Source organism: Polaromonas sp. P1_F4, from assembly GCF_056405675.1.
Genome location: NZ_JBFUBP010000003.1, coordinates 57,510 through 81,208, shown reverse-complemented (window position 1 = coordinate 81,208; position 23,699 = coordinate 57,510). Strand labels below are relative to the sequence as shown.

23 protein-coding genes are annotated in these 23,699 nt (G+C 59.4%); 5 read left to right on the top strand and 18 right to left on the bottom strand.

Annotated elements, in window-relative coordinates; translation table 11 throughout:
* Positions 1-50: 50 nt before the first annotated feature.
* The 12 genes from AC1DYQ_RS07940 to mltG all read right to left on the bottom strand — a co-directional run bounded on the left by AC1DYQ_RS07940 (position 51) and on the right by mltG (position 9,360).
* Positions 51-833 carry a TraB/GumN family protein gene (locus AC1DYQ_RS07940; protein WP_477686340.1) on the bottom strand — a complete coding sequence of 261 codons (783 nt, stop codon included), beginning with the start codon at positions 831-833 and terminating at the stop codon, positions 51-53.
* A 173-nt stretch (positions 834-1,006) separates the two neighbouring features.
* Entirely contained in the window at positions 1,007-1,813 is an 807-nt protein-coding gene (locus AC1DYQ_RS07935) for a toll-Interleukin receptor (RefSeq protein WP_477686339.1), read from the bottom strand.
* A gap of 60 nt (positions 1,814-1,873) precedes the next feature.
* A complete protein-coding gene (locus AC1DYQ_RS07930; RefSeq protein ID WP_477686338.1) occupies positions 1,874-2,572 on the bottom strand; it encodes a hypothetical protein in 699 nt (232 codons plus the stop codon).
* A gap of 196 nt (positions 2,573-2,768) precedes the next feature.
* Positions 2,769-3,047: a hypothetical protein gene (locus AC1DYQ_RS07925; protein ID WP_477686337.1), complete on the bottom strand. Its 279-nt coding sequence runs from the start codon at positions 3,045-3,047 to the stop codon at positions 2,769-2,771.
* 36 nt (positions 3,048-3,083) lie between these two features.
* Complete coding sequence (locus tag AC1DYQ_RS07920; protein ID WP_477651460.1) at positions 3,084-3,422, bottom strand: hypothetical protein; 339 nt, start codon at positions 3,420-3,422, stop codon at positions 3,084-3,086.
* 408 nt (positions 3,423-3,830) lie between these two features.
* Positions 3,831-4,169, bottom strand: a complete 339-nt coding sequence (locus AC1DYQ_RS07915) for a hypothetical protein (protein WP_477686336.1) — start codon at positions 4,167-4,169, stop codon at positions 3,831-3,833.
* 210 nt (positions 4,170-4,379) lie between these two features.
* Positions 4,380-5,051, bottom strand: a complete 672-nt coding sequence (locus AC1DYQ_RS07910) for an ankyrin repeat domain-containing protein (RefSeq protein WP_477686335.1) — start codon at positions 5,049-5,051, stop codon at positions 4,380-4,382.
* Positions 5,048-5,845, bottom strand: a complete 798-nt coding sequence (locus AC1DYQ_RS07905) for a TatD family hydrolase (RefSeq protein ID WP_477686334.1) — start codon at positions 5,843-5,845, stop codon at positions 5,048-5,050. The genes AC1DYQ_RS07910 and AC1DYQ_RS07905 overlap by 4 nt, the downstream gene beginning before the upstream one ends.
* A gap of 116 nt (positions 5,846-5,961) precedes the next feature.
* Positions 5,962-6,342 (bottom strand): PilZ domain-containing protein, encoded by a 381-nt coding sequence (locus tag AC1DYQ_RS07900; RefSeq protein WP_477669556.1) that lies wholly within the window; start codon positions 6,340-6,342, stop codon positions 5,962-5,964.
* Between the two features lie 66 nt (positions 6,343-6,408).
* Positions 6,409-7,527, bottom strand: a complete 1,119-nt coding sequence (locus tag AC1DYQ_RS07895) for a DNA polymerase III subunit delta' (RefSeq protein ID WP_477686333.1) — start codon at positions 7,525-7,527, stop codon at positions 6,409-6,411.
* Positions 7,524-8,216 carry a dTMP kinase gene (tmk, locus tag AC1DYQ_RS07890; protein ID WP_477686332.1) on the bottom strand — a complete coding sequence of 231 codons (693 nt, stop codon included), beginning with the start codon at positions 8,214-8,216 and terminating at the stop codon, positions 7,524-7,526. The genes AC1DYQ_RS07895 and tmk overlap by 4 nt, the downstream gene beginning before the upstream one ends.
* A 136-nt stretch (positions 8,217-8,352) precedes the next feature.
* Entirely contained in the window at positions 8,353-9,360 is a 1,008-nt protein-coding gene (gene mltG, locus AC1DYQ_RS07885) for an endolytic transglycosylase MltG (RefSeq protein ID WP_477686331.1), read from the bottom strand.
* Between the two features lie 85 nt (positions 9,361-9,445).
* Here mltG and ygfZ point away from each other — a divergent pair, with 85 nt between their 5' ends.
* Together ygfZ and AC1DYQ_RS07875 are read left to right on the top strand one after the other, a co-directional pair.
* Positions 9,446-10,417, top strand: a complete 972-nt coding sequence (gene ygfZ, locus AC1DYQ_RS07880; protein WP_477686330.1) for a CAF17-like 4Fe-4S cluster assembly/insertion protein YgfZ — start codon at positions 9,446-9,448, stop codon at positions 10,415-10,417.
* A gap of 31 nt (positions 10,418-10,448) precedes the next feature.
* Positions 10,449-11,318 carry an NRDE family protein gene (locus tag AC1DYQ_RS07875; RefSeq protein ID WP_477686329.1) on the top strand — a complete coding sequence of 290 codons (870 nt, stop codon included), beginning with the start codon at positions 10,449-10,451 and terminating at the stop codon, positions 11,316-11,318.
* Here the strand turns inward: AC1DYQ_RS07875 and AC1DYQ_RS07870 are convergent.
* From AC1DYQ_RS07870 to AC1DYQ_RS07855, 4 genes are all read right to left on the bottom strand, one after another.
* Entirely contained in the window at positions 11,315-13,477 is a 2,163-nt protein-coding gene (locus AC1DYQ_RS07870) for an O-antigen ligase family protein (RefSeq protein WP_477686328.1), read from the bottom strand. The two genes, AC1DYQ_RS07875 and AC1DYQ_RS07870, sit on opposite strands and share 4 nt — an antisense overlap.
* Positions 13,478-13,723: 246 nt before the next feature.
* On the bottom strand, positions 13,724-14,581 hold the full coding sequence (locus tag AC1DYQ_RS07865) for a YbgC/FadM family acyl-CoA thioesterase (protein ID WP_477686327.1): 858 nt from the start codon (positions 14,579-14,581) through the stop codon (positions 13,724-13,726).
* On the bottom strand, positions 14,578-15,546 hold the full coding sequence (locus tag AC1DYQ_RS07860; RefSeq protein WP_477686326.1) for an alpha/beta hydrolase: 969 nt from the start codon (positions 15,544-15,546) through the stop codon (positions 14,578-14,580). Before AC1DYQ_RS07860 ends, AC1DYQ_RS07865 begins: the two co-directional genes overlap by 4 nt.
* On the bottom strand, positions 15,547-16,413 hold the full coding sequence (locus tag AC1DYQ_RS07855) for a 2-keto-4-pentenoate hydratase (protein ID WP_477686325.1): 867 nt from the start codon (positions 16,411-16,413) through the stop codon (positions 15,547-15,549).
* A 100-nt stretch (positions 16,414-16,513) separates the two neighbouring features.
* On the opposite strand from AC1DYQ_RS07855, the gene AC1DYQ_RS07850 reads away from it, so the two are divergent.
* Entirely contained in the window at positions 16,514-17,650 is a 1,137-nt protein-coding gene (locus tag AC1DYQ_RS07850; protein ID WP_477686324.1) for an iron-containing alcohol dehydrogenase, read from the top strand.
* Between the two features lie 390 nt (positions 17,651-18,040).
* The gene (locus AC1DYQ_RS07845) at positions 18,041-19,147 is read left to right on the top strand and encodes a porin (protein ID WP_477686323.1); all 1,107 of its coding nucleotides are present in this window, start codon (positions 18,041-18,043) and stop codon (positions 19,145-19,147) included.
* 138 nt (positions 19,148-19,285) lie between these two features.
* Here the strand turns inward: AC1DYQ_RS07845 and AC1DYQ_RS07840 are convergent, their stop codons facing one another.
* Together AC1DYQ_RS07840 and AC1DYQ_RS07835 are read right to left on the bottom strand one after the other, a co-directional pair.
* A complete protein-coding gene (locus tag AC1DYQ_RS07840; RefSeq protein ID WP_477686322.1) occupies positions 19,286-20,383 on the bottom strand; it encodes a patatin-like phospholipase family protein in 1,098 nt (365 codons plus the stop codon).
* 124 nt (positions 20,384-20,507) lie between these two features.
* Positions 20,508-22,871 carry a Tex family protein gene (locus AC1DYQ_RS07835; protein WP_477686321.1) on the bottom strand — a complete coding sequence of 788 codons (2,364 nt, stop codon included), beginning with the start codon at positions 22,869-22,871 and terminating at the stop codon, positions 20,508-20,510.
* Between the two features lie 227 nt (positions 22,872-23,098).
* Here AC1DYQ_RS07835 and AC1DYQ_RS07830 point away from each other — a divergent pair, with 227 nt between their 5' ends.
* A complete protein-coding gene (locus AC1DYQ_RS07830) occupies positions 23,099-23,617 on the top strand; it encodes a hypothetical protein (RefSeq protein ID WP_457280877.1) in 519 nt (172 codons plus the stop codon).
* Positions 23,618-23,699: the final 82 nt, after the last annotated feature.

The window sequence follows — 23,699 nt, the reverse complement described above, 5'->3', positions numbered from 1 at the left end:
GTGCGGCTTAGTCGGGCAGTGGGATTGTACGGCTAGTGTTCTGCCCCCGACTAAGCTTGGGTCACTGGTACGGTGACGAAACCGTCTTTTTTTAGAATCTCAGGTAACCCCACCTCCCCTACTAAGTGCAGCGCTCCAACCGCAACGAGCGTTGGCGTCTCGCTCTCGACAAATTTTCGTATCGATGGACGCCAGTCCTCATTCCGCTCCGTAATTATCGTCTCCGACATTTTGGGAAATATTGCAAATGCTCGCGCAAGCTCTCTCTCGAAAACACCGATGCCGTTGGTATTCCATGCATCGACTAGCTCGATTACTTGCGACACCCGGCAAGCGGGATCCTCTGCAGTTTGTTTTAAAAGTTCAATTTGTTCCACGAGCGGCGAAGTAACAAGCTTGCTCATTTGCTCATCAAACGTTTCTAGCATGACAATCTGCTTCCCTTCTGACTTAGCCCGCACCCACAGTGTTTTATCGACCCCGTTGTGGCGGGCATAGCCGCTCAACGCAGCGGTTGTGAATTGCAAGGCTATTGCAGTCATTCCCGGTAAACGTTTTAGTAAACCCTGTTCATCACCTCCAAGGCGAATCCAGTGAGCTTTCGTCATCTCGTACAGCTGACGTGACACTATCGTCGAAAGCATGACACCGTCAGGAAGATTAAGCATTCGCGGGTCAGGCGGCTGATCTATTCCGACATCCGTCTCAAATACTATCTGTGTGGCGCGATTGAAGGCTATTTCAGCTGCGGCACTCAATTTCGGCGGTGCAAAATTGGTAAGATGCACCGTGCCTAGGAGGTATGTGTTTGAACCCTTGATGTGCCAAAGCATTTTTTTTTGGCTCGATGTAAAGTACCGAGACCACGATTGGTCTTAGCCATCTAGCCTCCTCTCCGTTGCACTATAGGCGCGCCGGGAAATAAAAAACCCTCCAATTAGAGGAGGGTTGCTGTAGATCTCAAGATGTAGTGACGTGTGCGTCCACGACGAGACAAACCCAGGCGTCACTGTTTAGGTTTGTAATCCTGTATAGCGCGCGCCAAAATCCTCTGCCTCCTAATAATTTTGTCCTTTTCGGTTTCTGTATTTATCCGAAACTCGGACGCGGTGTCGGCAAGGGAGGTTGCGGATAGTTGCCTGAGATATACATCTGCCTGCCCACTTTCAATGAACTCACTGATTGTGTGAGCTGAGTTTGCGGGCGTGTCTAAATTTTGAGCGTTTTGAGCTTCTAGGGTGCGAATACGAGAATTTAGTGCCCGCGTATTCGTAAGAATCTCATCTAGTATGTCTACGTCGCTACGCGGTTCGGTTTTCTTTTGATCCGGGTACTGCTTTAGTGCGGCGGCAAACCCTGTTTCAAATTGTGGCCAGTATGTATCAAAAACTTGGAGCAGAACTCGCTCTTCTAGTGCGTGCTGTCCTGCGCTACTGTTGAGGGTCCGAACAAGGCCCCAAACGCTTTCTTTGTTGGGGAATGTGTGGTTGAACTGCGCGAGTGGATCAATTAGATCTGTCGCCTTCAGATCGATTAAGAATGTGCAAACCCTGGTTGAAGAAAGCCCTTTTGCCAGCGCCCCGGCTTCGAACAATATCCATGGCCTATCTTTGTTTTCTTGCGTTAGGCAAATAACCCCCACCGCTGTCTCACGGAGCTGGTCGCTGATTTCAGTGAACCAAAGCGCTCCGCGGTCTATATCTCGTGTAGATATCCAAGGTTTGCTTGCTTGAATGACGCATTTAATCCAGTCATTTAGCAAAGATGCAATTGCCTTGCTTCGATCTCCAGACCAGCTTATAAAAATTTTCATACGCCCCTCTGTTTATTGGACATAGTTTGGCCGTAAACCATGTTCTTTTGGAAGATTTCTTCACTTACGTCTAAGCATCGAGTTGATCAGTGCTTGCTGCGCTGATTTTCTGCGATTCGGACTTTTATACCRGTGGAACAACTTTTCGGCCACGGGATCAATTGGCTCCTTCATGGTTCCTTGATGCATGTTGTCGAGTCCCCTCACCACCAAGTAAACACCTGACACAAGGAATGCGAAGTAGAAATTCGGGTCAGTCAGCGTTCGTAGGGGGTCGGTGGGGGAGAATCTGTAGCTCGCGACAATTACACCTACCGCGGCTTCCGACATTCCATATAAGAAGCGGTATTTGAGACGAAATAGGAAGAGTCCTGTTCCAATGAGCAGCGTGCATGCGGCAACAGCAATGAACCCTCCCACAGTCGATGACCATAAGTTGATGAGCCATTTCAGTAGGTCCCACACCGCCGCAAATAGCAGGTAATAGGTTGCACCTAGAGCTGCGCTTATTACCGGAAGCGCCAAGAGTAGCTGGAGGTTCCTTTTTGACTTATCTTTCCAGTAGCCTACTGCTACCGTAATTGTCGTAGGCAGCCAGAAAACCAGGGCAAGTATTCCTCCGTATCGGATGACGTCAGCAGATGTGCGGTTTCGTATTGAGTAGATAAGCGCACTGAGTAGGATCGCGCCAGCTAGCGCTGTGATTATTGGAAAGCCTTGTCCTGGAGGTCGTCGAGCCGTTTGCGGTGTTTCTTCCATGGATTTTCCCGTTTTTGCCGCATTCTGTCGGCTAAGATTATTTATTCTGCCCAGCGACTGTAGGCTTCTGTTAGACATAAAAAAACCCTCCAATTAGGGGAGGGTTTGCTTAACATCACAAAGATCGTGGTGTGATTTCAACAGCGATTATGAGACAGAGTTTCCATAACGAGCTCGTTTTACTGATCGTGGAATATCAATCGCCAACTAAATTGGTGATTCCTGCGGAGTCAATCCGGCAGAGCCACTTAACGTGTGACCAGGTGCCGGTTGTATTGGCCTCAACAATTCCTCGGGCAAAGAGTATTTCGTGGAGGCCGTCGTTATATAGATTTTCCTCTTGAATTTCGACTTGTAGCCCTTGCACGAGGGCAACGGATATACCCGTCACGTCCGCCCTGTCATCAGTTTGGGACAGCATCACGAGGTCGTGTTCTATGAGTTCGTTGAAATCAACAGAAAAGCGAGATGTCATGTCGAAGGTCCGCTTCTGGCCGATAGCTGCCGTTGGCTATTCCGACGCGCCTTGGTAGTCGTATTTATCAAGCCAAACAAGCAACAATCCGGTTCCCCCTATGCCAATGATCATCCCAAGGCTAAAAGGCAGGAATGTCCGCATCGCGTTGCGCTTATGCCCTCCATCACTCCAGAACAATTCGCTGGCAAAGGACTGAAGCAACAAATCAACTCCTGCAGCAGTTCCGATCGCAAGTCCAGTGCCCAATACTGCCCAGACAAGCCCTATGACGGGTCGCCCGGCTAGTGCAAGACCTACTAGCAGCATAAGAGCACTACCGATGATCATGGTAAGCCCGATAATCCAGTCTACGGAATCGAAAGAGAGAGTCATATGCGCAGGAGTATCGCGCATGCAGTCGTAAAAAAACCCTCCAATTAGGGGAGGGTTTGCTTAACATCACAAAGATCGTGGTGTGATTTCAACAGCGATTATGAGACAGAGTTTTCATAACGAGCTCGTTTTATACATCGTAGAACATTGTAGATGTCGCAAAGATCCCCTTGCCTGGCCGACCACATGAGGCCAGTGAAGTGAAGCGCACCGCACGCTCTCAATGGGTGATGATTTTCAGCAGTTCGCGGCGTACCTTGCAGATAGGCTCAGCGGTCGCTACGCTGCAAATTCGAGTTGCGCTGCGTCAATGGTGTTGGGTGTGGGAATCGGCCCAACCCAAACCGCAACGCAAGCAGCAGTTGATATCCACGCGAATTCCAAACTAAAGCGGCGTGCCGCCCTTGCTCATTTCGTCAGAGAATCGAGCGCGCGTTCGCGCTGGGCGCGCGTCATCTGACGTGCTTGTCTGGGAGCGGGTGCGGCCGTTACAAGCGCGACATTGGTGAGTTGCGGTACGGCACGGCGTACGTCTATCGCCGGGCAATTGTTGCTCGTGTCAAAAATCAGATGGCCACTGGGAAAGACGGCGGGCAGCTTTTCGTGGATCTGGTAGCTCATGTCTATGGGCGGTGCCTCACCGGAATAAAGGATCTGGTTGCCGGGGTTATAAACGGTGTAGCACGCCATGGCTGGCGCGACCAAGGCCGTTAAGGACAGCGCCATTGCGCATTTCAAAGAAGTCATGAGTTTCTCCTGCACGCTCCGGATCAGAGACGTGGCTCAAAGCATATGTCTTATGTGGGTTGCGTCAAGTCGGACGGCACCGCCACATCACACGACAACCTACCCATGTCAGAGCGTCGGAACGTTCCTGAAGGCCTCAAGAGCATCGATCTCGAATGAGTCTCTTTGGGCTCAAACTTTCCGCTTAAATCTGGTGCCAGGCATGTCGACTCACCAGGTTCCGGCAGGCCTTTTTCCGCGAATGGCTGCGGTGATGGCTGCGGCGGCATCGGGCCGGTTGCCTTGCTCGGCAAACTGCAGGGCCGTCAAACCCCGCTGGTTTTTGAGTTGCGGGTCGGCACCTTCTTCCAGCAGAAGCTTCACGGCGGCAGTTGTGCCGTACATGGCTGCCATCATCAGCGGGGTAGTGCCATTGGGAGACTCGGCATCAATATAGGCGCTGTTTTCCAGCAGCAGGCTGATGATGGCCACGTGACCGCCACTGGCGGCGTAATGCAGTGGCGTCCAGCCGGTCTTGTTGACGTCGGCGCCCTGCTTGACCAGCTTCTCAGCCAGAGCCTGATGGTTCTTGAGGGCAGCCAGCATGAGCGCGCTTTCCCCCTTGTCGTTGAGGGTGTTGACGTCAGTCTTGGGCCAGTCAACCAATACCTGCGCTACTCTGAGCGATGGCTCCTTCAGCGCGAGAAAGAGCCCACGCTCACCTTTTGGGTCAGGTGTGTTGGGGTCAAATCCCCGCTGCAGCAGTGCCTGAATAGTACGGGGATCGTCGCGCTTGACGGCGATGAAAAAATCATCATACGACCCTGCATTTGCCGAAGAAAATCCAGAAAAAACAATGGCAATAACTGCTTTCTTAAAGTAATTTGTGAAGTTATTTTTCATGCTTTAACCCCGCTGAAAAGCTGCTCGAAGTTTCGGCTGGTGGCCTCTGCAATGGCCTGGATGGGTTGTTGGGTGAGTTCCGCAATCTGCTTGGCCACCAGGGGAMCATACGAAGGATTATTGGTTTTGCCGCGGTACGGCATGGGCGCGAGATAGGGGCTGTCGGTCTCAATCAGCATGCGGTCCAGGGGGACAAATCGGGCCACCTCCCGCAAATCCGCCGCGTTCTTGAAGGTCAGGATGCCGGAAAAAGAGATGTAAAACCCGAGGTCAAGCGCGGCGCGGGCCACCGCCTGGGTTTCGGTAAAGCAGTGAAAAACTCCAGTGGCGCGGCCCGCTTCTCCAGCGCTACCGCCCTCTTCCTTCAACAAGGCAATCGTGTCGTCGGACGCGCTGCGGGTATGAATCACCAGGGGCTTGCCGGTCTGGCGAGCCGCCCGGATGTGCACGCGAAACCGCTCCCGCTGCCATTCCATGTCCGCCACGGTCCGGTCACCCAGCCGGTAATAGTCGAGCCCGGTCTCGCCAATGCCGACCACCCTGGGCAGGCTGGCACGTGTCAGCAGGTCGTCCAGGCTGGGTTCCCGGACATCTTCGTTGTCGGGATGCACGCCGACGGTTGCCCAGAAATTGTCGTAGGCCGTCGCCAGCCCATGAACAGTTTCGAACTCTTCCAGGGTGGTGCAGATGCACAGCGCCCGGTCAACCTGGGCGGCCTGCATGGCCTGGCGGATTTGCGGCAATTGGGCCTGAAGCTCCGGAAAGCTCAAATGGCAATGGGAGTCAGTAAACATTGCGGTACGAGGTTAGGTATAAAAACAGGCTGCAAGCCTTACTGGCCGTGCGCAAGCAGCTATAAATACCATAGCAACCACGCGCTTGCGGTGTGGCAGGCCGTGGCCAGCAAGGCCTAAATGGTCTGTGTGGGGCGGTCGGACGCCAGGTGGGCGCCGAGGATTTCTTCAATCTTGATCTTCAGAAGACGGGATTTATCGTCCGACGGAAACCGGACGCCGACGCCTTGCGTGCGGTTGCCGGCCGCCCTTGCGGGCGTGACCCAGGCCACTTTGCCAGCCACCGGATAGCGCTGCGTATCTTCGGGGAGCGTCAGCAGGACGTAGACGTCGTCGCCCAGCTTGTAGTCGCGTGCCGTGGGAATGAAAACGCCGCCTTCCGTGAACAAGGGAATGTAGGCGGCGTAAAGCGCTGCTTTTTCCTTGATGGCCAGCTGGACAACGCTGGGTCGGGCGGTGGCGGCTGCGGGTGAACTGGCGGGCGGTGGTGTGCTCATGGCGCTAGTTTATCGGTTTGACTGCTGCGGCGTCTGCAATTGCAGCATAAAAGAAACGGTTTGGGTTTATTTCGCATTCAGCGCTGTCCGGGCGCGGCTTACCAGTGACTCCAGCATCAGGCCCGGGTTGTAGGGATGTTCCACGGTGCGCGCAATGGCCGCCAGTTCTTTGGACCAGCTTGCAAGGGCGTAAAGCCCGCCACCCGTCTTGCCGGCCGCAGCGGGAAGGGCCGCCGGAAGGTCGCCCGCGTGAAAAAACCGCGGCGCCGCTCCCATGCGCACAGCCAGTACATCGTGGCAAAGCTTTTGCAGTGCATCCACAGCCTGCGCTGGGGCCCAGTCCGACAGCGCGCTCACGTCGCCGCGCGCCATGGCTTTGGGCAGGGCCTGCCAATGTTGGGCAGCTTCCGCGGGTGGGTTGTTCTGCGCCCAGCTCAGCGCGTCGGCGGGTCGCCCGCCCGCGGCCACCAGCAAGGTTTGCAATTCGGCGGCTTTTGGCGCTGCCGCGGCTTTTTTGGTGCTACCGGCGCTGTCACCTGCCAGCGTGATTTCCTGCTGGAGCCAGCCCAGTGCCTGGTCGAAGTCCGGCCAGACCATGGTGTGGCCCAGGCACCGGCTCCGGATGGTGGGCAGCAACTGGTGCGCGGCCTCGGTGGCCAGGACGAACTTGACAGCTCCTGGGGGCTCTTCGAGTGTCTTTAGCAGGGTATTGGCCGTGACGTTGTTCATGCGCTCGGCCGGGAACACCAGCACCACCTTGGTGGTGCCGCGTGACCGTGTGAACTGTGTGAAAGACACGGCTTCGCGCGCCGCATCGACCTTGATTTCCTTGCTGGGCTTGCGTTTCTTGCTGTCCAGGTCGTCTTGCGTCTTTTCGTCGAGCGGCCAGCCGAGCGCCAGCGACAGGGTTTCGGGCATCAGCATGCAAAGGTCGGCATGCGTGTGCACGTCTACCGCGTGGCAACTGCCGCAGTGCCCGCAGGCCCCCTGCGGCGTGGCTTCTTCGCAAAGCCAGGCCCGCGCCAGTGCCAGCGCCAGTTCAAACTGCCCCAGACCCGAAGGCCCGCTCAGGAGCCACGCATGGCCGCGCTGGGCCAGCAGGCTTTCAAGTTGCGCCTGGAGCCACGGCGCCAGGCGCGGGTTGCTGGACCCGGCTGTCACCGGCAAAGTATCCAGAACGCTCATGACAACCAGCCTTTGGCGATAAACACCTGCTGCACGGCCTGCCAGACTTCGTCGCGGCTTTTCGATGCGTCAATGCGGGCGAAACGCTCCGGGTGATTTTTCTGCCGGTCCGCGTAGCCTTGCGCGACACGGCGGAAAAACGCCACCGGCTGCGCCTCGAATTTGTCGGGCAGTCGCGCGCCCGTCAGCCGCCGGGCCGCTTCTTCAGGCGCCAGGTCAAACCACACCGTCAAATGCGGCTCGATCACGGTTTCCACCTCGGGCTTCATGGGAGAGTTGCCGGCGGGGTCGCCCAGCAGCCCTTCGTCGGATTGCACCCAACGCTCCAGGGTTGAGAGCAGCTTCAGGTCAAAACCGCGCCCTGCCCCCTGGTAGGCAAAAGTGGCGTCGGTGAAACGGTCGCACAGCACCACGTCACCGCGCAGCAGTGCCGGTGCAATCACGTTCACCAGGTGGTCGCGCCGTGCGGCAAAAATCAGCAGGGCTTCGGTCAGCGGGTCCATGGCGTCATTGAGGACCATGGCGCGCAGTTTTTCGGCCAGCGGCGTACCACCCGGCTCGCGCGTCAGCGTCACCGCCCTGCCCTCGGCCTTGAAGGCTTCAGCCAGCCCGGCGATATGCGTGGACTTGCCGGCACCGTCTATGCCTTCGAAGCTGATAAAGAGGCCGCTGAGAGGTCTGGTGCTCATGATCTCTTCCGGTCGAATGCGTGGCCGAAGTTGTGGTGCCAGCAGGGGCCGCGGAACCGGTTTTGCCGGCCCGCAGGCGCAGCGGCCCCCTCGGGGGGCAGCGACGCACACGAAGTGACGAGCGTGGGGGCCATATTCACTGACCGCGGATGTATTTATTGACCGCACGATTGTGCTCATCCAGGCTGCTGCTGAAATGGCTGCTGCCGTCGCCCTTCGCCACAAAGTAAATGGCCTTGGTCGGTGCCGGCTGCACGGCGGCCAGCAGGGCAGCTTTGCCCGGCATGGCGATGGGGGTGGGCGGCAACCCGGCGCGGGTGTAGGTGTTGTAGGGCGTGTCGGCCAGGAGGTCGCGTTTTCGCAGGTTGCCGTCAAATTGCGCACCCATGCCGTAGATTACGGTCGGGTCGGTCTGCAGCAGCATGCCCAGCCGCAGCCGATTGGTGAAAACGCCGCCGATCTGGGAGCGGTCCGACGGCTTGCCGGTTTCCTTTTCGACGATGCTGGCCAGGATCAGGGCTTCGTCAGGGGTTTTCAGCGGTGTGTCGGGGCTTCGCAGTGCCCAGGCAGCGTCCAGCCGCTTGTCCATGGCCCGTGCTGCGCGTTTGAGCACAGCCAGGTCGCTGGAGCCTTTGGCGTAGGTGTAGGTGTCGGGGAAGAAACGGCCCTCGGGGTGCACCCCCGGCCTGCCCAGCTTTTGCATGATGACTTCGGGCGCCAGGCCAAGCGTGTCGGGCGCAAGCTGCTCTGCTTTTTGTAGCGCTGCGCGCACCTGGTTGAAGGTCCAGCCTTCCACCAGCGTGATGCTTTTCAGGGCTTGATCGCCGCGCACCAGCATGCTGAGCAGCTTTTGCGGATTGGTGCCCGGCACCAATTCATAGCTGCCGGCCTTGATCAAGCGCGCCTGGCCGGAAAAGCGGAACCAGGCATGCAGAAAAATCGCCGGCACATCGGCGCCGCTGGCCACGATGACGTCGGCCACACCGCTGGCAGGGGTACCGGGTTCGATTTCCAGGTCCACCACCTGGCTGCCGGGCGCCAAACGCAGAGGAATCGGCTCGTTCAGCCACCATAAAGCCGCACCAAACGACAGCAGGGCGCCCACAAATATCAATATCAACAGACTTGTAAAGACACGACGCACAACCCAGCTACCTTTTCAGTACAGAACGCAAAAGTTCAAGCCTATGATAATTCAGCCCATCTCCCCATCGACTGTGAACGCCCCCATGACCCTGCCCTCCGCTGCTTCAACTGCTGCAGTTGCTTCCACGATTTCTGGCATCGCCGAACTGACGCACCTCGGCGTGATCCGCGTGGCCGGGGACGACGCCGTCACGTTTTTGCAGGGCCAGCTGACCCAGGACGTGGCCCTGATGGGGGCCGGTGAAGCGCGCCTGGCGGCTTTCTGCAATGCCAAGGGCCGGATGCAGGCCAGTTTTGTGATGTTCAAGCGCAGCAGCGATGCCGGCCAGCAGGACGTGCTGCTGCTGTGCAGCCGCGACATCCTGCCCGCCACACTCAAGCGCCTGTCGATGTTTGTGCTGCGTGCCAAGGCCAGACTGACCGATGCCAGCGCGGAATTCGCGCTCTACGGCATCACCGGATTCGCTATGAATTCGATAGCTGGTGGCGCCCGTCCTGTATGGTCAAAAGCCGATTTAGGTTATGCAAATATGGTGTTTTTGCAGCCCGGCGCGGGCCAGCCGCGTGCGATCTGGTGCGCACCTGCCGCTTCACCCGCTCCCGAAGGCCCGCGCATCGACAGCGCCTTGTGGCACTGGCTGGACGTGCAGTCCGGTATTGCGATGATCACGCAGCCCATCTTTGAGGCCTTTGTGCCGCAAATGCTGAATTACGAATCCGTCGGAGGGGTGAACTTCAAAAAGGGTTGCTACCCGGGCCAGGAAATCGTTGCGCGCAGCCAGTTCCGCGGCACGCTCAAACGGCGCGCATACCTTGTCCATACCGCCGGAACGCCGGCAACAGGCCAGGAGATATTTCACGCCTCGGACGCGGAGCAGCCTTGCGGGCTGGTCGCCGCGGCGGCCGCCAATCCTGCTGGCGGCTTTGACGCCATCGTGTCGATGCAGACATCTGCCGCCGCCGATGCCGGCGACGGCCGGTTGACGCTGGGAAGCGCCACAGGCGAAGCCCTGAGCCTGCTGCCCCTGCCCTATCCGCTGCTGGAAGACATCTGATGCGCGGCACGGGGGGCGCGGGGCTCATGACATGTGCCTGATCGCGTTTGCCATTGGCGTATCGGAGCGTTGGCCGCTCCTGATTGCCGCCAACCGCGATGAATTCCTGGACCGGCCGACACTGCCGCTCGCCCGCTGGCAAACCGATTCGGGGCAAGAGGTTCTTTCAGGCCGTGACTTGCGTGCCGGCGGCACCTGGATGGGCATGACACCTGGCGGCAGGATTGCTTTTCTGACCAATGTGCGCGGAGCCCATGCAGATGCCGGGGCCCGCTCGCGGGGGGAACTGGTGACGCGTTGGCTGGAAAGCCACGACGATGCGACCGGCTTTGTTTCAGGCCTGGAAGAAGAAGGCCCGGACTACGCAGGCTTTAACCTCGTAGTGGGTGACTTCCAGCGGAACAACTGGGTGTGGGCCACCAACCGGCCAGGCGGTCCGGGCGCGGCTGGCTGGCAAGCAAAGCACCTGTCCTCTGGCGTTTATGGTTTGTCAAATGCAGCGCTGGATACGCCCTGGCCCAAGACCATAGAACTCAAGCGCGTGTTGGCTACTGCTCTCGATTCCGGGAGTGACGAAGCGTTACGGGCATCGCTATGGACCGCGCTGGCCAACCGCCAGCGTGCACCGCGCGAACATTTGCCATCAACAGGTGTGCCGCTGATGCGGGAGGAGGCGCTGTCCAGCGCTTTTGTGGATTTTCCGGAATATGCCTATGGAACGCGTTGCAGCACTGTGCTGCTGGCGAAGGCCCAAATGGAGTCCAAAGGCTCCCGGTGCTGGAGCGTGTTACTGGAAGAGCAAACCCATCCGCCGGACCGAACAACAACACCAGGGGGTAAGCCACTTGCCGCCCCGTCGATTCACAGCTATGTGACTTCGTGGCGGCAAACAGCGTTCTAGGGCCTGGGTCGATACGTTGGCGGAATCATCTGGAGAGTGGAATTCTTCGCTCTTTCAGGGGTTGCGGCCAACGCAGCCTGGTAAGCAGCCTGTGCCCTTGCCTCGTCCTTCTTCTGAAAAGCATAGATGTACCCGAGCTTGAGCATGCCGTCTACTTCCAGGGCCGGCCAACCCTTGTTTCGCAATTCCATTCCCTGAATTGCCAGATCGAAGTCCCCGCTCCGTCCGCCGAGCGCCCACGCGGCATTGAGGAGGTCATAGTCATAAATGCCTTCCGCCAGGGATTGCTTGACCAGCCGGAGTGCCTCGGGCTCCCTGCCGGTACGGCCCAGCAAAATAACCTCCAGAGAGCGAACCGAAGGGGCCTTGGGCTGCAGTTTTTTACAGCGTTCCAGAAACTCAAACGCCTTGTCGGTATTTCCCATTTGGGCATAACCACGGGCGATATTGGACATTACCGCTACCAGATAAGGACGGGAACGAACCACCGACTCCCAGACCCAGACGGCGTTTTTCCAGTCGCCCCAACGTGCCAGTTCGTCCGCCACCAGCGGAGTAAGTTTTCTGTAGTGTGGATTGATGGCTATCCCGTCGTTCATGAGGTTTAATATTTCGCGCTTTATCTTGTTCCACTTCGGGTCACGATAGTCCTGCGACTGGCTAACGCTCAGGGCGAGCCTCACGGCCCTGACAATCTTGCCTTCCGCCGCCGCGGCTTGCTGAAAAATATGCACCGCGAGAAACAGGCACAACAGCATGACACCGGCAAATACCCGGGAATAAATGGGCTTCCAGCCCACACTCTGTGCAAAAGTCAGAGGCCCAAGCCCGAGTCCCAATCGGGCATCGGACGCCGCCAGTATGGCAAGGGCCAGCGCAAATATCGCAACTGTACTGGCCAGCCGCCAGGGAAACCCGATGTTGCTTACGATCAGCAATGCGAGAAGGCTGGATAAAGCTATTGCGCGCAAGGGGGCTTCGCTCAGCCCCTCTGCTGAGCGATTTCTCAGTGTTTTCCAGGCTGAAACCAGCAGATAAAGCAGCAGGCAGGCTAAAAACGCCCAACCCACCAGGCCGTATTCCGCCAACAACTGCAGTATCTCGTTATGAACGTAGTAGTCGGTTTCAAGCTGGGAGCCTTCAACCTGGTAGAGCGGAATGTCCACCTCCCAGGCGCCCGCGCCGACCCCGGTGAGCGGCGTGGCTTTGATCATTCGCGACGTTGCCCTCCACATGATCAGGCGCACACCCAACGAACTGTCATTGACGGAAATAGTCGCCGTGCGGTTGAAAGCGCGCTCAAAGGCTGTGGTGCCGCGTTCTTCCTGGGCGATCTGCATGTTGCCCGTGTGCATGAACCCCAGCGCAAGAACGGTTCCCCCAAGCACGCAACAAGCCAGTAGTTTTTGCCAGATGTTCCAGGCAGAAAACGCAAACTGCTTGCGGTACAAAATGGCAATCACCGGAAGAACCAGTAACAACAGGACCCACAGCGCAACCAGTGCTCCCCGGGTGCCGGTCATCATCAGCGCCACGGCTATGAAGCCGCTGGTCAATGACATCAGTGTGATTTTCGAGGAGGTTTTCGCCTGAGCGAGAAGATACGCCGAAAACGGCACGGCACACACAGCGAATTCCGCAAAAAAATTGCGATTGACAAAGGTGGATGCAGGGTTCGGGCCTTGCGGAAAGTAGGTGAAATCAAACCAGAACTGAAGCGCCGTCCAGAGCGACGCCGTAAGGGCACCCAGATGAATTCCCAAGGCCAGATAAGGCAGGCGTTCCTTCGAGAGGGTATTTAATCCCAGCCACAGCAGCAAGCTGAAAATGAACCACCTTATCGCTTCCACGCCGCCCAGATAGGCGTGTGACCAGAGCATGCTGGCCAAGGCATAAAACATCAGTGACAAGGGCAGCCACATGAGCGCATGCCAGCGCAAGGGTTCCCTGCGATGGCGTTGCTGCCAGAAGAAAACAAGACCCGCACCAACGGCTGAAAACGACACCACCATGGATTTCAGGGTGTCCTGCAGCATCTCCTCATGAGGCACGCCGATCGCTGGCGTGAGAAACATCATGAACGCAAGAAACGCAACGATCCAGTGACCTTGAGCGACTTCTGCAGGCAAGCTGGCCTGAGGCCCAAAACCCGTCTGCATCGAGGGCGCCGCCAAGGCCTCCCCGCCCTGTGACGGACGAGACGCTTCGGCACGGGATGACCCAGCGATCCTGTTGGTGACTGTGGAATTACCCTGGGGGCCAGGACGGTTCTTTTTCTTGACCATGAAATCGATCGGCTTTCTCAATCTTTGAATCCGGTTGGATGCGCGTGCAAAACCGGCGAAGCCGTGATTGTCGCCTTTGCAAAGAGAAAGGCCTGCAACCTCTCCTCTTGAGACGTTGTTTTACAGCACCTTGACCATCTCAAGATGCGGGATGCCGACCTCATCAAACGGCTCTCCGCGCGGGACAAAACCAAGGCGCCGGTAAAAACCCTCGGCACTGCGCTGCGCATGCAGCATGACCTCGCGATCCCCAAGATTCCGGGCGGCATCCATCAATGCATCCAAAAGCGCCTGGCCGAGGTGAGCTCCGCGTAGCGCCCGCAGCACCGCCATGCGCCCGATCTTCGCCGTGCCATCGGCTTGCCGCACCAGCCGCCCGGTCGCAATGCCCTCTCCCAACCCGTTATAGGCCACGGCATGCATGGCCGTGTTGTCCGCTTCGTCGCACGCCATCTCCATCGGAATGCCCTGCTCCTGCACAAACACGGCCGTGCGGACCGTAGCCGCGTCGGCTCCCAGGGTGGCCCAATCACCTGTCCTGATGTCGACCATGGCCTCGCCGGCCTCAAAACCCACGAGCAGATTGCGCAGCGCGTCCGGCACGGGCCGGGACGTCTGCGTCAAAGGATCGGCAAACACATAGATGAGTTCACAGCTAATGAGCAGTTCATCGGCTCTGAACATCGCGCCTGTGAATGTCATCGATGAATTGCCGATGCGTGCGCACTTGAGCGCTACATCGAGCCGGTCATCGAAGCGTGCCGAGCCGTGGTATTCCACCGTAGCTTTTTTTACGTACAAGTCACCGCCCATCTTGTGCATGGTTTCCTCGTACGGCAGTGCCAGCGCGCGCCAGTAGTCGGTGATGGCAGTGTCGAAGTACATCAGGTAATGCGCGTTGAACACGATTTTTTGCATGTCCACTTCGGCCCAGCGAACCCGAAGCGGGTAAAAAAATCGGAATTCCTGTCGTTTCATGGCTTGTTATCCGAAAGATTGAATGCCTGACGCAGCGCCCGAGCAGCGTCCCCATGGGCTTGCCGTGCTTCGGGAATGATGCGCCCCATCTTGATGAACTCATGCGTGACGCCGCGGTAGATTTCCAGGTCGACCGGCACGCCGGCCGCGCGCAGCTTGTCGGCATACATCACCCCTTCGTCAACCAGGGGATCGCACTCTGCCAGACCCAGCCAGGCCGGGGCTACACCGTCCACATCAGCCGCGTTGAGTGGGGCGAAGCGCCAGTCTTCGCGGTCGGCAGGGCTTCGCACGTAGTGGTTGAAAAACCAGGTAATGTCAGCCTCCTCCAGCACAAAACCACCGGCAAAAAGCCGGTGCGAAGGCGTGTCCTGATGGGCGGTGCAGCCGGGGTAAAACAGCAGTTGCAGCGCCAGGGGCAGGCCGGCATCGCGGGCCAGGATGGCGCACATGGTTGCCAGCGTGCCGCCCGCGCTGTCGCCGCCGACCGCCACACGGGTTTCGTCCAGGCCGAGGCTGGTTGACCGTGCCGTCAGCCACTCCAGTGCATCCCAGGCATCATGGGCCGCTACAGGAAATTTATACTCCGGTGCCAGCCGGTAGTCCACGGAAATCACCGCGCAACCCGCCAGGTGGCTGAGCTGCCGGCACAACACGTCATGCGTTGCCACACTGCCGATGGTGAAGCCGCCGCCGTGAAAGTAAAGCAGCACCGGCAGGCGATCAGTTGAGGGCGCGTAGAGGCGCGCAGGCAGGCTGTAGCCATCCCTGGCGGGAATGCGCAGGTCTTCGACCCGCGTCAAGGCCGGCTTGGGAATTTCCAGCACGCCCGCACCCGCCTCGTATGCCGCTTTGGCTGCTGCGGGTGTGAGCGTATGAAACGGCGGGCGCCTGGCCCGTGCCATGCGGCTGAGCACGTCCCGCATTGCGGGTGTCAGCAAGGTTTCGGGAGAACCGTGGCGCATTTATTTGAATGTTACCGACACAGGTTGCGCTCCGGCCAGCCCCCGGTAAGTCACTGTGGCGGTCAGCCCTGCCTTGGGCGGCAGCAGCGGCGAAAAGGAGCCCAGGCTGATCAGGTCGCCTGGTTTCATGGCAAGGCCCTCCTTGGCCAGGGCGCCGGCCAGCCAGACGACTGCGTTGAGCGGATGACCGAGGATGTCGCTGCCCTTGCCTCTTCCCAGTTCTGCACCGCCGCCGTCTGCAAGCACGACGGTCATGTTTTCCAGCATGCCCAGCATGGCGTGACGCTCTGCCCTTGTCACGGGCACGGCCAGGGGCGTACCGGCCACACCGAACCGGGCACCGACATTGATGGCGCTGACCGCCGGGCCATTGAGCCGGGGTGGCGCCTGAACGACCAGATCGGGCAATTCGATAAAGGGAATCACCTGGTCAACGGCTTCAAGCACGTCCAGGGGTGTCCGGGCCTGGTTGATGGCTGCACTTTTGACACGCACCAGCATGTCGGCCTCAAAAAGCGGACGCGCGCCAAACGCCGCATCGACCACGGACCCGCCGGGCAGCACCATGCCCTCATACAGCTTGCCCCACACGGGCTGGTCGTAGTTGAAGCGTTTTTGTACCGCCGGGTTGGTAAGGCCGGCCTTGTAGCCGACCACTTTGCCGTGGCGTTTTTCCAGCAGCGCATTGAGTTTGGCGCGGGTACAGGCGCCATCGGCCTCGTTGAGACCTTCCGGGTTTGCCGCAGGCTGTCTGGCGGCGATCTTTTCGGCCAGGTCACCGACTTGCGCATCGCTCAGACATTCGGCCCCAGCCTGAAAAGCCGCTATCGCCAAGGTGACCAGCATCAGGGTTTGCTTGCAATTCATGGGCATCTCCAGCTATTAAAGTAAGGGCAAGCCGATTGGGGCAGGATGGGCGGCACGGGAAAACCGCCCAGCATCGTACAACGCGAAAGACAGCAAAACCATGGCCTTTATCTATTACGTCACCCAGATCCAGTTTGAGTTCGGCGCGATCAAATTGCTCAAGCAGGAATGTGAGCGTGTCGGCATCACCCGCCCGCTTATCGTCACCGACCCCGGTGTCAAGGCCGCAGGTATTTTGCAAAAAGCGCTTGACGCGCTGCCCGGTGTGCAGGTGACGGTGTTTGACCAGACCCCTTCGAATCCCACCGAGGCAGCCGTTCGCGCAGCTGCGGCGCTGTACAGGTCCGCCGGCTGCGACGGCCTGATCGCGGTGGGCGGCGGTTCAGCCATTGATTGCGCCAAAGGCGTGGCGATTGCCGCCACCCATGAAGGCCCGCTCACAACTTACGCCACCATCGAAGGTGGCTCCCCGAAAATCACGGACCGCGCAGCCCCGCTGATTGCCGTACCCACCACCAGCGGCACCGGCAGCGAAGTCGCCCGCGGGGCCATCATCATTGTGGATGACCACCGCAAGCTTGGGTTTCATTCCTGGCATCTGGTGCCGAAAACGGCGATTTGCGACCCGGAGCTCACATTGGGCCTGCCGGCCAGACTGACAGCGGCCACCGGCATGGATGCGATTGCGCATTGCATGGAAACCTTCATGTCAGCTGCCTTCAACCCGCCGGCCGACGGCATCGCGCTGGACGGCCTGGAACGCGGCTGGGCTCATATCGAACGGGCCACGCGCGATGGCAGTGACCGGGACGCCCGCTTCAACCTGATGAGCGCATCCATGCAGGGTGCCATGGCTTTCCAGAAGGGGCTGGGCTGCGTGCATTCGCTGAGCCATAGCCTGGGCGGTGTAGACCCGCGCCTTCACCATGGCACGCTGAACGCGATGTTTTTACCTGCCGTGGTCCTCTTTAATGCGGAGGCCGAATCAGTTCAGAAGGACAACCGGCTCGACCGCATGGCCCGCGCCATGGGGCTGGCTTCGGGCAGCGACATTCCCGACGCCATCCGGGACATGAACGCCCGGCTGGGCCTGCCCACGGGCCTGGCGGCCATGGGGGTACAGCGCCAGCAGTTCGGCCGAATCATTGAAGGGGCGTTGGCTGACCATTGCCACAAGACGAATCCGCGGATTGCCAGTGCCGCGGAATACGAAGAGCTCCTCGGCACGTCGCTTTAGGCCTCGCCCCTGGCGGCCAATGTGCCGCTTTCCCCGCAATTGCGGTTGGCGGCAAATCATCGGCTTCGTGAGGATGGGGCCCTACCCGCGATTGCGCGATGGTGTGCCCCGGCGCAGTCGGGTCCGCCTGCGCCGGTTGGCCATCACGGCAGACCTGCTGCGAGCCTGGCTCATCGTACCGGTAAAAGTTATTTAATTACTTTTTATAACCATAAATGTCTTTGCTGGCAAGAGACTATTTACTTATTTTTTATAACTAAAAACCCATTAACCTCATGCAGTGATTAGCGATTTCACGCGATGTTTGCTGTCCGCAAACAACAGTGCATGGACCTGCAGGGCTGCGTCGAATCGATAAGCACGCTTATATCAACAACATTAGGAGACCTGATGAAGACCAAACTATTTGCACTTTCCGTGCTGTCCGCTGCCAGTTGCGCCGCTCAGGCCCAAAGCTCCGTCACGCTGTATGGCGTGGTTGATACCTATTTGGAAGTCGCATCCGCCGGCAACGGCAATGTGACACGCATCTCCAGCGGGGGTGCCATGGGTTCGCGTTTCGGGTTTCGCGGTACGGAAGACCTCGGCGGCGGCCTGAAGGCGAATTTCGTGCTGGAGGCCGGCTTTTTAACAGACACGGGCGCTGGCACAGGTACTGCGACCATCCCCACCAGCACTGTGCCGACTGGGGCTAATTACATGTTTCAGCGCCTGGCGATCGTGGGCTTGAGTGGTGACTTCGGCGCCGTCAACATCGGCCGCCAGTACACGCCGCATTTTGGAACCATGGCAGCTTTTGACCCTGCCGGATTCACGATGTCCGGCGCCCTGAACTATTACGCGGGCCCGGGCGTAGGCATCAACGGTGGCTCCCTCTCTGACGCCACCACCCGCCGGGACAATTCCATCCAGTACACCACGCCGACCTGGGGCGGCTTCAAGGCCAATGTGTTTTATGCCTTCGGCGAATCGACCGGCGCGGGCGGCCAACCCAAGTCCACCGGCAACGTGCTCAACATCGCAGCCGGCTATAGCAGTAGCACGCTTGCGGCGCAAGTCAGCTACCTGACGGAAAAAACCATCTACATAGTCGGCAATACCGATAAATACACTGACGTCGCTGTCTCCTACGATTTCGGGTTCATCAAGCCGTCTGCCATCTTTGTGCGCCGTCGCGGCGACGCGACCGGGGCGCCCGCGCTCGACGCTTACCAGATCGGCGCCTCGGCACCTGTCGGCGTTGGCAAGCTGATCGCCACCTACGGCCAGCTCAAAAACAAGACCACAGCGAGTTCGGATTCCAAGGCCATAGGCGTACGCTACGACTATCCGCTGTCCAAACGGACCACTCTCTACGGTGGCGTAACCAAGATCAGCAACCAGGCTAATGCAGGCTACACCATCAGCGGCGGCGGTGGCAGTTCGGCTGGCCTGGCGCTCTCGGCAGTCGGCCAAAGCCCGAAGTCGGTGTACGCGGGTATTGCACACGTGTTTTGAGGCTGCAACTGTAAATTGAACCCGAAAACACTTCGGGAACACCAAAAAAGCCGCATGGCGTGACTGACACGCCATGCGGCTTTTTTTATGGACGCCTCGCCGGGGGAACACCGCGTCCAGGCGCGTATTCCGGCTGGTTCATAAATGCTGGACCAGCTTCATATCCGGACGGTCCAGCCACCGGGCATATTCCTCCGCAAGCTGTCCGGCTTTCGATGTGGCCTGCGACCATGCGCGTATGCGTGCCTGGATATCGGGGCCATAACGCATGAAGTCCGCGCGGTCCGGAAGCTTGCCGCCGGGCAAGGTCTTGATCCACTCCGGGTTGGGGGCGAGCAGCACCATGTTGTCCAGAAAATGTGTGGCGCCATGCCGCCACTTCAGGCCCTTGTCGAGCCAGCCAGGCACCACGGCCCTCTGGAAATGCGGGTACAGCACCAATCCCGGCGATGACCCCGCCTCCCCTCCCGTGCCCCCGCGGTGATAGTTCAGGTGCAGGTGGTAGTCGGTGATGCCACCGTCCCAGTAGGCGCCGGGCGGCGCGCCGGGGATGTTGCGCACGGAGCGCAGCACAAAGGGGATGGAACAGCTGGCCTGAAGCGCCGGTTGAAAATTGGCTTCGTCCATGGGCACCTGGCGGGTCCGGTAGTCGGCAGTTGAAAACGGCAAGGAAGCGTTCTGCGTGGAAAACACCACGCGCTCCAGCCATGCGCCCATGGCCTTGCGGTGCAGGCTGTTGGTGAGGAACGCGCCAAAGTAGCCCAGCGGCGTGGCCACCTTGTGCTCACGGCCCAGCATGTGGCGGCCACGCGAGGTGACGATGTGCAGCCGATAGCGGGAATGGCCAATCACTTCCTGCACCCGGCCCCCGTAGAAAACCTTCAGGCTCTGGCCGAACTGCTCACTGACGGCGTCGGCGGTCGGGCGCTTCTGGCCTGGCTTGAGCTCGTAATGCTGGTGGATGTAATCGGTTTCGAGGCGCTGGAATGCCGCCGCCGGGTTGGCGAGGCAGGCCGTGGCCATGCGCCACGCGCCTATGGACGCACCGACCAGGTCCACCGGATGGCTGCTTTGCGCCAGCCAGTCACCAAAGATAAAGCGGTCCAGTGCGCCAAGGATCAAGCCCTTGGGCCCGCCCGCCGCCCCGGGTACGACGGCAATGTCTGCCGGCTTGAGGCCGTTTTGCTCGATATGCCGGCGTGCCTTGGGGCCGGCGTAAATGCGTAGGGCTTGCATGGGGGTGGATGATCGCTATTATTTTGATAGCTGGTTGCGCCCGCCAGTCAAGCGCCAGGGCCTGATTTAACCTTAAAAACGGGTCAATTCATGCCTTTCGGGCGACCTGGCGGCGTGCGCGTTGTTATTTCTTCAGCGCGGCCAGCTTGCTGAAGGCCGACTCCATGGCGGTGGCGGCTGCAGGTTGCGGTGCGCCTGGGCGGCTTCCATAGTTGCCGCCGCGGTTTTGCCCGCCCGGCGGCCGCGCGCTTTCAAAGCGGTTGTCACGCGGGCCGTCGCGGCGGGCCGGTGCTGCGTCGAGTTTCATGGTCAGGCCAATGCGCTTGCGCGCCACATCGACTTCGGTGACGCGCACTTTGACGATGTCGCCGGTTTTTACGACCTCACGCGCGTCGGTCACGAACTTGTTCGAGAGCTGGCTCACATGGACCAGGCCGTCCTGGTGTACACCGATGTCAATGAAGGCCCCGAAGGCGGCCACGTTGCTGACCGTGCCTTCCAGCGTCATGCCTTCCTTCAAATCCTTGATGTCTTCCACACCGTCGTTGAAGCGGGCGACCTTGAAGTCGGGGCGCGGGTCGCGGCCGGGTTTTTCAAGTTCGGCAATGATGTCCTTGACGGTGATCACGCCGAACTGCTCGTTGGCAAACAGCTCAGGCTTCAGGGTCTTGAGCATCTCGGCCCGGCCCATCAGTTCAGCCACCGGTTTGCCGGTGTGGGCCATGATTTTCTCGACCACCGGGTAGGTTTCAGGGTGCACGCCGGTCATGTCCAGCGGGTTGCTGCTGCTGCGCAGGCGCAGGAAGCCCGCGCTTTGCTCGAATGTCTTGGCGCCCAGGCCGGTCACCTTGAGCAAATCGGCACGCGAGGCAAACGCGCCATTGGCATCGCGCCAGCGCACCACCGACTTGGCCACGGTTTGCGACAGGCCCGACACGCGGGCCAGCAGCGGCACGCTGGCGGTGTTCAGGTCCACGCCCACGCTGTTCACGCAGTCTTCGACCACGGTGTCCAGGCTGCGTGCCAGATCGCTCTGGTTCACGTCATGCTGGTACTGGCCGACGCCGATCGATTTCGGGTCGATCTTGACCAGTTCGGCCAGCGGGTCCTGCAGGCGGCGCGCGATGCTGGCCGCACCGCGCAGGCTCACGTCCACGTCCGGCATTTCCTGGCTGGCAAATTCACTGGCGGAATAGATGGAGGCACCGGCCTCGCTGACCACCACTTTTTCAATGGCCTGTTCCACCTTGGCCATTCCTTTAATCAGATCGGCTGCCAGCTTGTCGGTTTCGCGGCTGGCGGTGCCGTTGCCGATGGCGATCAGGTTGACGCCGTGCTTTTCGCAGAGCCTGGCCAGCGTGTGCAGGGAGCCGTCCCAGTCCTTGCGCGGCTCATGCGGGTAGACGGTAGAGGTCTCCACCAGCTTGCCGGTGGCATCGACCACGGCCACCTTCACGCCGGTGCGAATGCCCGGGTCCAGGCCCATCACCACGCGCGGGCCAGCGGGCGCCGCCAGCAGCAGGTCGCGCAGGTTGTCGGCAAACACCTTGATGGCGACCTTCTCGGCCTCTTCGCGCAAACGGGTAAAGAGGTCGCGCTCGAGCGAGAGGCTGAGCTTGACGCGCCAGGTCCAGGCCACGGCCTTGCGGATCAAATCATCCGCCGGGCGTGCCTTGTGGCTCCAGCCCAGGTGCAATGCGATCTTGCCTTCGGCGATGCTGGGCTTGCCGGGCTCGGCTTGTTCGGGCAGTACCAGCTTGGCGTCCAGAATCTCCAGCCCGCGGCCGCGGAACACCGCCAGCGCGCGGTGCGAAGGCACGCGGCCGATCGGCTCGTCGTAGTCGAAGTAGTCGCGGAATTTGCTGTTGTCGGCGTTGTTTTCGTCTTTGCCGGTGACCAGCTTGGAGCTGAACAGCCCTTCGCTCCAGAGCCAGTTGCGCAGCGACTGCACCAGGCCCGCATCTTCGGCCCAGCGTTCGCTGAGGATGTCGCGCACACCGTCGAGCACGGCCTGCACGGTGGTGAAATCGTCGCCGCTTTCGTTCTTCTCCGCTTTCACAAAGGCCGCGGCTTCGTCGGCAGGTACCAGTGACGGGTCGGCAAACAGCTTGTCGGCCAGCGGCTCGATGCCGGCTTCACGTGCGATCTGGCCCTTGGTGCGGCGCTTGGGCTTGAAGGGCAGGTACAAGTCTTCCAGGTCTTGTTTGGTGGCGGAAAATTCGATCGATGCGCGCAGCTCGGGCGTGAGTTTGCCCTGCTCTTCGATGCTTTTGAGTACCGCTTCACGCCGCTCTTCCAGTTCACGCAGGTAACCCAGCCGGTGTTCCAGTTCACGCAGCTGGATGTCGTCGAGTCCGCCGGTGGCCTCTTTGCGGTAGCGCGCGACAAAGGGCACGGTGGCGCCGCCGTCAAGCAGCTCTACGGCGGCCTTGACCTGATGTTCCTGGACTTTGATTTCTGCCGCGATCTGGCGAATGATTTTCTGCATATTGAAAGAGATGTTCGAAAAAGCTCGAAAAAAGAAGCAAAAGAAGGTCAATAAAGGGGCAAATGCCCGCCCGGCGATCCGGCCAACCCTGGTGGAAAGCCGTTATCGGTGCGTCGAGTACAAACTGACGCCAAGGGTCGGCATTGTCCCACAGCACCAGCGCTGTTTTGCTTCTGATAATGGCCCTTGGCTTAAAGCAATTTCTTACATTTTCAGGGGAGACACATATGCGGACTCGCACGATTTTTTTGGTGGTGGCCATGCTGCTGCTGGCGGGCTTTGTGGCCCTCAATGTCGATGAATTCAGCCGTGTGAGCATGCTCAGCCTGGGCTTTACCACCGTGGAGGTGTCGCTGGGCTTCGTGATGCTGCTCTTGCTGGTGGTTGCCACGGTGGTGTTTCTGGCCTCCACGCTCTACATGCAAAGCACCAACTTGCTGGAAACCCGGCGCTACGCACGCGAGCTGAACACGCAGCGTGAGCTGGCTGACAAGGCCGAGGCCTCGCGTTTTACCGAACTGCGGAGCTACCTGGAGGTGCAGGCCCTGGCCGCACAGCACCGGGAAGCCGCCGCCGCCACTGTGCTGGCCGAACGCTTCTCGCAGCAGCAACAGGCATTGCTGGCGCGGCTGGAGCAGTCGGACAACACCATGGCGGCCCACATGGGCCAGCTCCAGGACCGCCTCGAACGGCATGGCGGCATTCCGCACCTGGAAAAAGACTCGGAGACCATGCCGCTGGTTTAAGTGCCTGAATACCGGTTGTGCCGCGTCTTTGTTAACCAAGCCCGGCAGGTGTAAGAACCGGCGAAGTCCATCGACCAATGGG